Here is a 12,208-nt window from a genome sequence, read left to right as displayed (position 1 = left end):
AATTACCCATAGACGTGCCCGTTCTTTAGCGTCCTTGATTTCTCTCACTCGCATATTAAAAACTTGAGTCTCATCTCGTAATTCAACATCAGGATCAGCCATTAAATTGTAATACCACACCGGATGCTTTGGAGCTCCGCCCATTGAGGCTACCAGTACATAATTATCTCCATCTACCACACGCATTAGAGGTGTTTTCCGCGTGGCACCCGTCTTATTACCTTTATTCGTTACAATTATGACAGGCATACCGGTATCTCTGAGTGTTAAGCCATCTGTGCCCCCACTACTTTCATAAAGAGCAACTTGGTCCGCAACCCACTCTCTGGGGCTTGGGATATATTCATTCATTTCCCCTCCATTAGTTTCGCAATACAACAAACTGGCCAAGATTCATGATAAAACCTTGGCCAGTTTAAATTCTACTAAAGTAAAAACTTAATCTTTTGATCTTACGGTTAATACTCCAAGGATAAGAGCTGCAACCATGGAGCCAATATAGGCAACGTAAATCAAGCTATTTGTTTCGTACCAAATAGATGCAGTTACAGCCCCCCACAAACCCACGGCTATAAATAGCAATGATAACGCAATATGAACGTTTTTCTGAAGAAAAAACGCGATTCCTATTACAGCAAAGCCAAGCATGATAAGCCCAGTTGACAGAGCACCTGCAGCCTCTGCAATGGCTGCTGCTGAGCCAATCATAATATATGCAGCTTCAAGTATGTTCCCACCCATACCAATAATCATTACCACTAATGCAAGGCGGGCAAAATGGATACCAGGGCCATCCCCCATACGATCTTTAATCCCATTCATACCACCAACCATAAGAACTCCACCCATCATCCCCATAACCAAGGAATATTTTTGGGTAATGATGTCCAGTCCGTCAGGACCTAAAATCATCCAGCCCAAAACTCCTAGCAAGGGGCCTATGATTAGAAGCGCGCCGGTCAAATTTTTTTCAGTCATGTTTCCTCCATAACATCAATTTTCGCCGTAATTAAATCGTTTACTACGATTATCGTAAATAGGTTAAGCTAACTAATCTGAAAAAATTTCTGGGTCTAACCTTGGGGAACATCGTTATGGGTGATATCAAATTAAAAATCCCAAAACTCAACTGCGTGCGTAAAGGTAATGTTTTTGCTTTGAAAATTAGTAAGAAAATTCCTCAAGCGGCTTTATATGTAATTAATCGCTCGGGTCTAAACATAAGTGTAACCATCTTGTATTCGTTCCGAAGCTGATTGACAAAAGCCTCGCCTTTTTGAGAACCACGATATCTCGTCGCTATCCTTAATCCGATTGCTTCAAAAGATTGCTCATCCAAAGATATATATCCCTCTGCAACAACATAGCGGTATGGCTCGTCATAACTCGCAATTGAAATAGAAGCCCGATTATCTATCGCCAAATTTTGAAGTTTTCTTGAATTTGAAGGAGTGAACATAAGGAACATATTCTCGCGAAACTCATACCATATTGGCGCAATATGAGGGGTACCATCTGGATAGAGGGTCACTAAATTCGCTATATGCGATCCTTCAAGAAACGTTGCCATTTCTCGCGCATTCATTTTGGCCATTTATAAACTCCTCATCATGGAGACTTAAAGTCTCTTGGTCATTGGAACATGGTTAATATCAGCTTCAGAAAATTCGGGACCGTTCTGAACATAACCATGATTTAAATAAAGCTGATTAACATATGACTGAGAATGCAGAGTCATTTCAGTAAAGCCAAGCTTGCGTGCCTCATCTTCTAAGGCATTTAAAAGCAAGCCTGCAATTCCTTGGCGACGCCATTTTTTGATTACAGCAACTCGACCTATGCGAGCCTCCTGATCAGTAGTTAATCGTGCGGTACCAATGATTTCATTTTCATGTGATGCAATAACATGAATTGCCCTATCATCATTATCGTCCCGTTCAATACTGGAAGGTACTCCCTGCTCTTTAATAAAAACTTCTTCCCTAACAGCTAAGGCAGCATCCCAATCTTGCTGAGAACGAATAACTCTAATCTTTATTTGCCCTTGAATTTCCATAGATAAATTAAAAAACAGGTGATGAAATATAGCTTATTGGAACCCTAACATAGGTTAAACTGAAAACCCCATGTAATTTATTTTGTAGATTCAAAAGGACTCATTATCGACTGGTACTACGCAGCAATGCTTGCAGGATTCTTTTTCGGATTCATGTCAATCATTGAAAAGTATTTAATCTCCAATTGCTTCGCTTCAATTGCAGAATTCATGGTCGCTTTTGGCTTGATTCATGTGATAAGAGCTGCGGTCTTATTCTCCCTAATTCTTAACTCTGACGCATCAATAAATACGGGCGGAATAATATGGGCTTCAATTGCAGGTGCTGCAGTCGTTCTCACTGCTATTTCCTATTTCTATGCGCTTGCCCGTGAAGATGCTAGCAGAATTGCGCCTGTGCTTGCAGTGGTACCTGCATTTACGATCATTTTTGCAGCGCTTTTATTTGGACATATCCCAACTTATGTACAAATTTCAGGACTCATTATTGCGTCTTCAGGTGTCTTTGTTATTGCGATTAAGCCAATTCATGGACGTCTATATTTCGCCAGGAAAATCCCCTTACTTGCTGCCTTAGTTTCATCCTTTTTTGCTGCCTGGGTAATGATCGGCCTTGATGAAGCATCAGCCCATGTAAGCGTACTAACTTCAGAGGCGTTTAGAACATTAGCAGTTAGCCTTGTCATACCAATCGTATTTTTCCGGAAAAAGCATTTCGCGGGAGTATATAAATCACTTCGGAATTACAAAACATTAATCCTTTTTTTCCTTGCCGAAGGTGTATTTGCACTCGGCTTTATGCTGCTAGTGAATTATGCAGTTTCAGTAGGACCTGTTGGTCCAGTTGGGATTCTATTGACCAGTATTTCACCAGTAACCGTATTAATTATTGCCTCGGTACTAAGTACCCAAAGGCTACGAATTTTTGAGGAAGTTCTAAACAGAGAAACATTAAGTTACAAAATCTTGGGTACTTTGCTTGTAATTTCGGGCGTAGTAGTCCTACGTATATGAGAGGGATAGATAAAAGTAGGGTATACATTACGATTTTAAGCTATTTTCATCCCTAATTATTCCGTCTTTCGTTAATTTATCTAATTGACTTAACCCTTACATGCCCCTATGTTCCAAATAGCTACTGTAATAGTTAGTTACAAGAATCGTCTCTGGAGGTTGAAATGATAAGTTCAAAACTTAACGGTAGGCTGTTATTAGCTGGCATTATTGCTTATGTATTGATGATGCTTTCCTGGGCTATGCAGGGTAACCAAGATACTACGCTCGAAACGATTGCCTGGGCTTCTGCAAGTGAAGATTGGCAAAACGTGGGCATGATCAGAATGCTAGCAATGATGTCAATGCTTGTATTTTTGGCCGGTTATTCAGCTTGGTTGAAAAGCATTAATGAAGCAAGTACCGCTCTAAGTATCGGCGCTTACTTTGCCTTGTTTGGCATCATATTAATGTGGGTGGGGCTCATAACAGGCATAACTGGATTTGATTTATCTAAAAATAATGCCGATGCGGCTGCAGCCTTAATTGAACTCAGTGGAACAGGCTTCTGGTTTGGTGGCACATGCATGGGGATTAGTTTTCTCCTAGTAGGTTTAAGTGTGTTCCGGCAAAAGATTGGAAATCCCACGTTAATGGTAATCCTTGCAGTATTGGGATTAGCTGCACTTGTAGGGAATTTTGTTATGTGGCAGGTCTGGCTTGGAAGTTTTGGCTTGGGATTACTTTTGTTGGCGTACATTGGTATCACCAACAAAAGTAATAATTAAAGCATAGGTATAGTACTAATCCTAAAATAGGGCACCTTTATTTTCTGGGCGCCCTATTTTTATGCCTGAATATTAATCCGATTTAATTTATCTGTTCCACCTGTGGATCTGACGGTTGCCAATTGCTGTTCCCTATATCGTCTCCATCTTGCCATTCACGCAACTCTATGCCCGTACCGTCGGGGTCTACTATCTCAGCTCGAAGGCCATAGAAGCTTCCGCCAGCCTTAGGCTCACGCGTGAATTGAACATTTTGAGTTCTCAAGAAAGAGACCGCTTCAGACATATCTTTCACCCGAAGGGCAAAAGCTTTTATTCCGTTGGGGGTTATATTGAGTGAAGAAGGTTGTAGATTCTGGTTTTGAATAAGCTCGATCATAAAACCATTAAGGACAACGCACGCCTGCTCAAAATCGCCTTCTGCCCTATGGGCTATAGTCCATCGGGCTCGCTCAAAACCAAGAACACGTGTATAGAAATCCACGCTTTTTTTTACATCACTAACAAGGACTTCCAAATGGTCTACTCTTGTAAACAAATTATTTCTCCTGTCTCCAATTAAAGTTTAGTTGATAGATACTCATCTAATCTTAAAAGCGCCTGACCCAAAACCTTCGTTCCTGTAATTATATCGTTGATATCTGCCCATTCTTCAGGACAATGGCTACGGCCGTCCATGCAAGGAATGAAAAGCATACCTACCGGCGCAATAGGAGCAAGTTTTGCCGCATCATGCGATGCACGACTAGCCAAGGACATCTTGGGAACCCCCACGTCATTTGCCGCCTGAGCAATAATGTTCTGCATATCAATAGGGACAGGGACAGGTTCTTCTATTTGTAACCATTCAATCTTTGCTTCGAGCCCTCGCCTTGTAGCCAAATTATTCAAGGTAGTTTCAATTTCTTCTCGAGCCCATTCCAAAGCCTCGGGTACAGTACTGCGAACTTCTACAGTCATATCAACACGCCCAGGGATAATATTCACCATATTGGGGCTCACTTTTAAAGACCCAACTGTGCCTACGCTCTCTTGGACAATGTCTGGGCTACTAACAATTTTCTCTACAGCTAGTGTTAGTTCAGCAGCTCCAGCAAGTGCATCACGACGATCAGACATTGCAGTGGCTCCTGCGTGGTCAGCGATGCCTACGAGAGAAACAGCTGCCCTACAAGGAGCTGCAACCACTGTAACAACCCCAAGGCCCAAACCTGCTTTTTCCAAGACCGGGCCTTGCTCAATATGCAATTCCAAGTAACCTAAAATATCTCCAATATCACGTTTTACTTCAGAAATTTTAGCGGGGTTCCCTCCAAGCCTTTCGATTGCACCTGGCAATGATTCGCCAAACGGGGTAGATGCAATATTGACCATCTCGGACGTTACATCCCCTGACATAATTCTGCTACCTAAGGGACTTAAATTGACTATGGTCGGCTCTTCACAAACAAAGTCGATAATTTCCAAGGGGTATGAAAGCTCTATTCCTGCATCTTGTAAACAGCGAGCTACCTCTAAAGCAGCCAGTACTCCAACAATACCGTCGAACCTACCTCCAGCTTCAACAGTATCAATATGCGATCCAATGCATAATGAAGGTCCAATAGAAGGGCCCAATCGTCCTATAAGGTTTCCGGCAGGATCTACAGATGTCTTTAATCCCGCTTCTTGGAATTGTTGATACAACCATTTTCTAGCGTCGTAGTAGTGAGATGAGAAAGCTCGTCTTGTATAAGGAAGCGATGGATCAGTAAATTCTTCAAGCCGATTTAAGTCGTCCTGCAAACGTTCCTTCGTTACTCTCTCCGTTATATTTCCCTTAGCCAAAATAACCTCCACTCCACAAAACTACTCCGTAGATTCAACCAATGATCTAATAAGTTCCCAAGATTTTTCAGGGTGTTGAACCATTCCGTTAAATGAAGTATTGGCAAAAATCTGAAGCCACGAATTGGGAAATAGCTTGTGGAGCTGATTTGCATGACCCACGGGATGTCGATCTTCATCCATATCTCCTCGCAAAATAAGTGTAGGAGTTTTTACTTCTGGAGCAATTGTTCGTAAATCGTAATACTCATGAAACTCGGGCTTGGCATGCATTTTTACGTAAAACAAGTTTACATCGAGCGCTCCCGAACCATGGTAGTACTCAAGGCGTGCGAGTGCTTCAGGCGTAATATTTGAAGGATCTGCTTGCCGCACTCTATCTTCATCACCTTCTGGATCACTGTAAGCTATAGGTCCATTAAGAATCAAAGATTTAACCCGTGCGGGATTCTCATAGGCAAACCTTGTAACTATTCTTGTGCCCAACGTTTCTGACGCCAAATGGACTGAATCTATCCCTAGTTCGTCAAGGAAGCTTCCTAGGTCCAGTACCCAATCTGAAGGTTCACATTCAGCAACATGTTCACTGTCTGCCATACCACGTATATCTGGCATAATCATACGGAACCCATGAGCATTCTCTTTCATGTAATCAACCCATTTTTTTGCAGAGTCAAACCTCGTCCCTGTTACCCAAATCATGGGCGTACCTTCCCCCACTTCTTCATAATAATGTTTATATCCATTAATCAATAACTCGGGCATTCAAACTCCTCCTGTTACCTTTCAAAATATTGAGACTGCTTTTCCAATGATGCTAGGAAATAATCACACACTGATTTTAACTCGCAGCTAAATGCAAGGTTGTGGAAAAAATCCGTACTTGAGCCGTTCCGTGCCATATTGTCTAGCGCTATAGAGCTCGACAAGGACGGATCCGATAAACTCTGCTCGAAGATGAACACCTCTAAGTTTTGGCGAGGCTCATCGCTGATGATAAAGCCTTTGTAACTGTTCTCTAAACCAGCATAATTCCTTTTGCCAGTCGTTTCTTCCTCTAATATAAAGCCTGCCATCAGTACATGGCCTATGCTGCCTTTACGCTCAAAGCTACTCTCTTGGCTAGAGGTAGGAGGAGTAGGGGTAGAAGTAGGGAATGAAGCAACTATTTCACTGATACCTTGAACCGTTTCCTGTAGCCCATCAGAAACCACACCAATACTGTTAATCGCATCAGCCATAGCTTCAAGCCCAATCGGCGTGGGAATGGGTATAGGCGTTTGGAAATTCTTCGACATCTCTGAAGTGATCGGGGATTGTGTCGTTTGTATTGAAGAATTGAGTTCCGTATTAACATTCACTTCTTCAACATCAACAGAAACTTCAGTAGTTCCGCAGGCAATAGTAAAAGCTGACATTACAACTATGGCGTTGAGTAAATTACATGCAAGAACTCGCATCACACTCCCAATTTACCTCCATCAGTCTAATACCATGGCGGGAGTGCGTGGGAGTCGAACCCACCCAAGAACGGGAAGCCGTCCTCGCAACGGTTTTGAAGACCGCGAGACCCACCAGGACCCATCCACCCCCAAGTTCGTTAGAGGATAAACGAAACGGCATCCTTTGGTAAAAGGATGCCGTTTCTATATTATTAGCGAGAATTAAGATTCTTCTAAAACTTTGTCTATTTTCTTCTTTAACACAGCTTTAGGAACAGCTCCTATTACTTCCTCAGCTACTTTCCCATCTTTGAACAACAACAAGGCTGGGATGCTCCTGATTCCAAATTGCATAGCCGTCTGAGGGTTGGCATCCACGTCTACTTTTGCAAAACCAAATTTGCCTTCGTATTCGTCCGCAAGCTCTTCAACAACGGGAGCAATCATCTTACAAGGCCCACACCAATCCGCCCAAAAATCAACTAGTACGGGCTGCTCGCTTTCAAGCACACTCGCTACAAAATCTGCATCACCTATATTTTCTGGCTTTGCCATTCAATCCTCCAGTTCGCACATGAGCGAACAAATTTATTATACATACACATAGGAATCAGGGCGCAAGTGTTTAGGCTAATTCTTTTTGACATAACTCCAAAGATCACCAGAACCCATAGGCATCGATGGGACGAAATTCTCCACTAGTTCATTGAAAACCCAACGTTCTGATTTACCTGCTGCCATGAACGACAATGATTGATCTAATAATTTTTCCTGAAGCTTAATCGCTATTGTTGCGCGACTGGTGACGTCATTTTCCATGGAAAACTTCTCCGCAAGCTCGTCCAATTCCTTAGTACCTCCGGTGACATTCATGCCTCCATTAGAATGGACAAAACTAAGAGCAAAATTATTCGGAAGATCTATTGGTGGTATAGGTCCTAAAAAAGCATCGAAGTCCTTATTGATCCATATTTGTTTCAAATATTCAGAGCGTGTGAGAATTTTTACCTCAAAATTTGCGCCCTTTGCCTTTAGCTGACTCGCGATAATCTCTGCATGTGTTAAATAATCATCTCCAAAATTAGCAACATACAGATCAAATGACTGTTCAATATTTCTCAGATCAATTCCGTCTCTATTAAAGAATCGTGCCATCGTACCTTCAGGCAATTCCCATTCATGGTTAATCAACGGTAATCCTGCAGACACAATACCGACCCCAAATGAATTTTCCATAGCTTGGACTGGATTTAAAGCTGCAAAAACAGCTTGTCGGTTTGCAATTTGATCAAAAGGCTTCTTGTTTGCGTTTAATGCAAATATAACGCCACGGCCCTGGCGATGAATTACCGATGAGTTATATCCCTTCTCTTCAAGTTCTGGCCAACTCGACTCTGGGACTCTTGCTATATCAACGGAGCCATTTTTCAACATTCGCAAAACCATATCTTGGTTCGCCCCGATTCGAAATTCAATAACTGCTGAATTTGTCCCTCGGGGGTGCTCTTCCCTTGAACTTAATGTAATTTGACCTGACTGGCCCCGCTTATACGTCCATGGGCCAGACCCAATGACCTCCCGATCTAAGCCATCCGCAAATTGGTTTGAAGGAATGATAACTGCGTAAGGGCTTGCTAGCTTAAGGAGAAAATCTGGGTCTGGATATTTTAAAGTGAACTTAACCTCCGAGTTACTTATTGATTCCATGGTTTCTACTGATTCCATCAGTAAATTATGTGGGGATTCGGTATCAGCTATTTGTTTAAGGCTAAAAACTACATCAGCGCTTGTTACAGGGCGTGAATCAAATTCCCCAAAATTGTGAAACTTTGATGATGAATTGAGTACAAATTTATAAGTCTTGTCATTAATACGATCGTATGAAACGCATAGATCGCAAGTAACCTCCATATAGGAAGAAGATTGCATATCAGGAATAAACTTCATCAACCTTGAATAGCTTGGACCAGGACCAAAAAGCGTTGCCCATTCCGAAATGATTCCATGCAAGTCGTTGTATGGAAATGAGCCAGCCACCCCTACTCTTAAAACTCCAGATGCAGGTTCAAAGCGTTCTATATTATTTGGGATAATAGTTGGCGGGTTATTAAAATCAGCATCTGCATTACTGCATGCAATAAGCCAACTCATCAACAAAAGCGTAATTACTAAAACAAATTTTCCCTGCAATTATTTCGCCTCAAAAATAGTATGTACTCCCCACTTCCAAACCATGATAAGAGCGATTGCTGAAGAAGGAAGTACTGACATAAGGTGCATTACAATCGCAAAGCTGAAGGCTATCGACGGATCTATCCCCATTGTCACAAACATCGTAACAACAGCAAAGTGGTAAGTCCCCGTTCCTGCTGGAGCGGAAGGTACAGCAGAGGTGAAAAAAGTTGCAGCCACCAAAATAACTGTAATGGCAATTAACGAGATATCAATTCCAAGAGAAAATGTCAAAATCCAGCCGGTTAATCCGAGGGCTATCCAATGCCCAAGAGTTGCAGCAAAAGATAGTACCAAGTTACGCGGTCTCTCTCTAAGCAACTGTACAGAATCTATTACCTGATGAAAGTATTGAAACCGACTCAAAAAATGTAATTTATGAATCCCTCTGGCAACTCCAATAAACACTATCGTACTCACCCCAAAAAGAATGAAAGCCCCCAATATAGGGATACTTACTGCTTGATCACGTAAAGCAGGTACAAACAATAATCCTAGAATGATAAGACTTCCACTGGCTAAAACATCCAAAAAATTACCTCCAATTAATCCTGTGAATGCTTTAGCAAATCTGATTTCATACCTTCGCGTAATCAAGGCGAGTTGTATTGGCTCACTAATCATCCTGATTGGGGAAATATTGTTTACTCCGATACCTGTATTTTGGACTAAAAGTAAGCTGGAAAATTTTATTCGCTCGTTTGGTAATAGGAGATACCATCGCGCTCCACGCAAAATGATATTCAAAGCCATAGGTCCCGATGCAATAAGCAAAATGGGAATGGGTAAATTTCTCAGCCCTTCATTAATTTCAACCCAAGCAATATTTTCAATTGCAAAAAATGTAAGAAAAGAACTAATACATAGGCCTATTAATGCTTGAACCCATCTATTTTGCACTATAAACCCAGTAATTATTTTTAAACGTACAATCGTCATACTCCAATAATTACATATTTTTGGGTAAAATTTGAATATGGAACAGGCACTTACTGAAACCCCTCATGTTAAATATCCCTTAATAGATGGTCATTCGCACATCGATCAATTTGAATCTCAGGTAATTGATCAAATTATCGAACGTGCAACGGAAGTCAACGTAGGATTGATTATTTCGGCAGGAACAACAATGGAATCATGCAGAAGAGTGATTCAATTGGCAGAAAATTACCCTATTATCCGAGGGGGTATTGGCCTACACCCAGCTGATCTCATCGACTGGATTTCTGAAAAAGAAATAGCAGAATTGAAGCAATTGGCAAGTCATCCCAAGATACTAGAATGGAGCGAAACTGGGCTAGACTATATGCCTGGTTCCCCACCTCATGATCTCCAAAAGGATGCATTCCGAAAACAAATTCGAATGGCTAAAGAATTTGGGCTTCCATTAGTCATACATTCGCGAGAAGCCGACGAAGATTCATTGAAAATCTTAATTGAAGAAAAAGTCGATGAGATTGGAGGCGCTTGGCATTACTTTCAAGGTAATTTGTATTTAGCAGAGAAAATAATAAAAATGGGCTTCAAATTATCTTTAGCCAAGCCATTGCTTAGAGATCTAGATTTACAAAAAACTGTCGAACAGTTGCCATTATCCGAAATTGTTATTGAAACCGATTCTTATCCTCAGCTCTTCAAAAAAAACCCGATACGAAGGACCGAGCCTTGGCATCTGCCACAAGTTGCCGAAAAAATTGCAGACCTTCACCGTATAGACATCGACGTGGTAGCAAAAGAAACCACCCAAAATTACCTTGCAATGTTAAAAAATCGCATACAGCTAGAGGATTAATCTCTAGAAAATCAACAGCAAAGAAAACTAACTATTGCTAAGATATATCTAATAAATAGTCTCGGGGGAAACGTGCAATACAGGAATTTAGGAACAACTGATCTAAAGCTATCAGTAGTTGGTTTCGGAGTTTGGAGCGTTAGCACCGGATGGTGGGGGAAAATTGATAAACCCGACGCTATAAAATTATTAAAAAATGCACATGAGCTTGGAATAAATTTTTTTGATACCGCTGACACATACGGACAAGGCTATGGGGAAGAAATACTTCATCAAGCGTTTCCTCAAAACCGCCATGATGTAATTATCGGAACGAAATTTGGGTATGACCTTAATGCCCCCAGAGACGGACACCATAAAGAGCGTCCCCAGAAATGGGATACAGAATTTGTACGTACTGCTGTTGAGAATAGCCTTCGACGACTCGGTACAGACTACATAGATCTCTACCAACTCCATAATCCACGCCTAAGCACAATACAAAACGACGAATTATTTAGCTTATTAGACGATTTAATAACTGAAGGCAAAATAAGATGGTATGGCACAGCATTGGGCCCGGATATTGGATGGAAAGACGAAGGTGACGCCTCTATGTCGGAACGCAAAGTTCCAAGTATGCAGATAATTTATTCAATCATTGAACAACAGCCTGCTCGATATTTTTTCCCATCTGCACATACATTTGAAACTGGTTTAATAGCTCGTGTACCACACGCATCGGAAATTTTAACTGACGAATTTATCAATAAAACCAAAGTAGAATTCGACGCAAATGACCACCGGGCGCATCGACACCAAGAATGGCTTGATGAAGCCTTCAAGAAAAGAGAACGCGTTCTTTTTGTAGCAGAGGAATCTAGTGGACGTAAATTATCTCAAGCAGCCATTCAGTTTTGCTTATCGGAAACATCTATTGCGACAGTTCTGCCAAATATTGTTAGGCAAGATCAACTAGAAGAATTTGCTTCGGCAGCCGAAAGCCCGAAGCTAAGTGCTGAAGAATTAATTGAGCTAAATAGACTGTACGATGAAGAGTTTTCGAAGCTTGAAATTATACAACCTCAAAGAGCCTAGC

Annotated in this window: 15 protein-coding genes and 1 tRNA gene; 4 read left to right on the top strand and 12 right to left on the bottom strand. The window is 41.4% G+C overall.

Going from position 1 to position 12,208, the window contains the following annotated elements; genetic code table 11:
* From MK127_07480 to MK127_07465, 4 genes are all read right to left on the bottom strand, one after another.
* Positions 1 to 351 (bottom strand): nitroreductase family deazaflavin-dependent oxidoreductase (locus MK127_07480; GenBank protein MCH2532631.1); only part of this gene is annotated, 351 nt, incomplete at its 3' end.
* Between the two features lie 87 nt (positions 352 to 438).
* Positions 439 to 978: a hypothetical protein gene (locus tag MK127_07475; protein MCH2532630.1), complete on the bottom strand. Its 540-nt coding sequence runs from the start codon at positions 976 to 978 to the stop codon at positions 439 to 441.
* Between the two features lie 202 nt (positions 979 to 1,180).
* A complete protein-coding gene (locus MK127_07470) occupies positions 1,181 to 1,594 on the bottom strand; it encodes a pyridoxamine 5'-phosphate oxidase family protein (protein ID MCH2532629.1) in 414 nt (137 codons plus the stop codon).
* Between the two features lie 24 nt (positions 1,595 to 1,618).
* Positions 1,619 to 2,056: a GNAT family N-acetyltransferase gene (locus MK127_07465; GenBank protein MCH2532628.1), complete on the bottom strand. Its 438-nt coding sequence runs from the start codon at positions 2,054 to 2,056 to the stop codon at positions 1,619 to 1,621.
* Positions 2,057 to 2,182: 126 nt separating this feature from the next.
* Between MK127_07465 and MK127_07460 the strand changes: the two genes are divergently transcribed.
* Both MK127_07460 and MK127_07455 read left to right on the top strand, forming a co-directional pair.
* Complete coding sequence (locus MK127_07460) at positions 2,183 to 3,070, top strand: EamA family transporter (GenBank protein MCH2532627.1); 888 nt, start codon at positions 2,183 to 2,185, stop codon at positions 3,068 to 3,070.
* 164 nt (positions 3,071 to 3,234) lie between these two features.
* Positions 3,235 to 3,837 (top strand): hypothetical protein, encoded by a 603-nt coding sequence (locus MK127_07455; GenBank protein MCH2532626.1) that lies wholly within the window; start codon positions 3,235 to 3,237, stop codon positions 3,835 to 3,837.
* Positions 3,838 to 3,919: 82 nt separating this feature from the next.
* Here the strand turns inward: MK127_07455 and MK127_07450 are convergent, their stop codons facing one another.
* The 8 genes from MK127_07450 to MK127_07415 form a co-directional block, all read right to left on the bottom strand.
* Positions 3,920 to 4,375 carry a VOC family protein gene (locus tag MK127_07450; GenBank protein ID MCH2532625.1) on the bottom strand — a complete coding sequence of 152 codons (456 nt, stop codon included), beginning with the start codon at positions 4,373 to 4,375 and terminating at the stop codon, positions 3,920 to 3,922.
* 20 nt (positions 4,376 to 4,395) lie between these two features.
* Positions 4,396 to 5,664 (bottom strand): M20 family metallo-hydrolase, encoded by a 1,269-nt coding sequence (locus tag MK127_07445; GenBank protein MCH2532624.1) that lies wholly within the window; start codon positions 5,662 to 5,664, stop codon positions 4,396 to 4,398.
* Positions 5,665 to 5,685: 21 nt separating this feature from the next.
* Positions 5,686 to 6,429: an alpha/beta hydrolase gene (locus MK127_07440; GenBank protein MCH2532623.1), complete on the bottom strand. Its 744-nt coding sequence runs from the start codon at positions 6,427 to 6,429 to the stop codon at positions 5,686 to 5,688.
* Between the two features lie 14 nt (positions 6,430 to 6,443).
* On the bottom strand, positions 6,444 to 7,124 hold the full coding sequence (locus MK127_07435; GenBank protein ID MCH2532622.1) for a hypothetical protein: 681 nt from the start codon (positions 7,122 to 7,124) through the stop codon (positions 6,444 to 6,446).
* Positions 7,125 to 7,159: 35 nt separating this feature from the next.
* Positions 7,160 to 7,257 (bottom strand) — tRNA-Sec (locus tag MK127_07430).
* 71 nt (positions 7,258 to 7,328) lie between these two features.
* The gene (gene trxA, locus MK127_07425) at positions 7,329 to 7,661 is read right to left on the bottom strand and encodes a thioredoxin (GenBank protein MCH2532621.1); all 333 of its coding nucleotides are present in this window, start codon (positions 7,659 to 7,661) and stop codon (positions 7,329 to 7,331) included.
* A gap of 75 nt (positions 7,662 to 7,736) precedes the next feature.
* Positions 7,737 to 9,257: an ABC transporter substrate-binding protein gene (locus MK127_07420; protein ID MCH2532620.1), complete on the bottom strand. Its 1,521-nt coding sequence runs from the start codon at positions 9,255 to 9,257 to the stop codon at positions 7,737 to 7,739.
* 39 nt (positions 9,258 to 9,296) lie between these two features.
* The gene (locus tag MK127_07415) at positions 9,297 to 10,277 is read right to left on the bottom strand and encodes a flippase-like domain-containing protein (GenBank protein MCH2532619.1); all 981 of its coding nucleotides are present in this window, start codon (positions 10,275 to 10,277) and stop codon (positions 9,297 to 9,299) included.
* Positions 10,278 to 10,314: 37 nt separating this feature from the next.
* On the opposite strand from MK127_07415, the gene MK127_07410 reads away from it, so the two are divergent.
* Positions 10,315 to 11,130: a TatD family hydrolase gene (locus MK127_07410; GenBank protein MCH2532618.1), complete on the top strand. Its 816-nt coding sequence runs from the start codon at positions 10,315 to 10,317 to the stop codon at positions 11,128 to 11,130.
* Positions 11,131 to 11,202: 72 nt separating this feature from the next.
* Positions 11,203 to 12,207, top strand: coding sequence for an aldo/keto reductase (locus MK127_07405; GenBank protein ID MCH2532617.1), 1,005 nt, complete (start codon positions 11,203 to 11,205; stop codon positions 12,205 to 12,207).
* The last annotated feature ends 1 nt before the right edge of the window (position 12,208 follow it).

This window comes from Dehalococcoidia bacterium (genome assembly GCA_022449765.1).
GTDB lineage: Bacteria > Chloroflexota > Dehalococcoidia > Lucifugimonadales > Australimonadaceae > UBA2963.
The sequence above is the reverse complement of the archived record's forward strand: the minus strand, read 5'-3'. Positions and strand labels throughout refer to the sequence as shown.

Excerpts from the sequence above, each read along its gene's own strand:
- MK127_07475 (MCH2532630.1), bottom strand. The coding sequence starts at position 978 with ATGACTGAAAAAAATTTGACCGGCGCGCTTCTAATCATAGGCCCCTTG.
- MK127_07470 (MCH2532629.1), bottom strand. The coding sequence starts at position 1,594 with ATGGCCAAAATGAATGCGCGAGAAATGGCAACGTTTCTTGAAGGATCG.
- MK127_07465 (MCH2532628.1), bottom strand. The coding sequence starts at position 2,056 with ATGGAAATTCAAGGGCAAATAAAGATTAGAGTTATTCGTTCTCAGCAA.
- MK127_07460 (MCH2532627.1), top strand. The coding sequence starts at position 2,183 with ATGCTTGCAGGATTCTTTTTCGGATTCATGTCAATCATTGAAAAGTAT.
- MK127_07455 (MCH2532626.1), top strand. The coding sequence starts at position 3,235 with ATGATAAGTTCAAAACTTAACGGTAGGCTGTTATTAGCTGGCATTATT.
- MK127_07440 (MCH2532623.1), bottom strand. The coding sequence starts at position 6,429 with ATGCCCGAGTTATTGATTAATGGATATAAACATTATTATGAAGAAGTG.
- MK127_07435 (MCH2532622.1), bottom strand. The coding sequence starts at position 7,124 with ATGCGAGTTCTTGCATGTAATTTACTCAACGCCATAGTTGTAATGTCA.
- trxA (MCH2532621.1), bottom strand. The coding sequence starts at position 7,661 with ATGGCAAAGCCAGAAAATATAGGTGATGCAGATTTTGTAGCGAGTGTG.
- MK127_07420 (MCH2532620.1), bottom strand. The coding sequence starts at position 9,257 with ATGAGTTGGCTTATTGCATGCAGTAATGCAGATGCTGATTTTAATAAC.
- MK127_07415 (MCH2532619.1), bottom strand. The coding sequence starts at position 10,277 with ATGACGATTGTACGTTTAAAAATAATTACTGGGTTTATAGTGCAAAAT.
- MK127_07410 (MCH2532618.1), top strand. The coding sequence starts at position 10,315 with ATGGAACAGGCACTTACTGAAACCCCTCATGTTAAATATCCCTTAATA.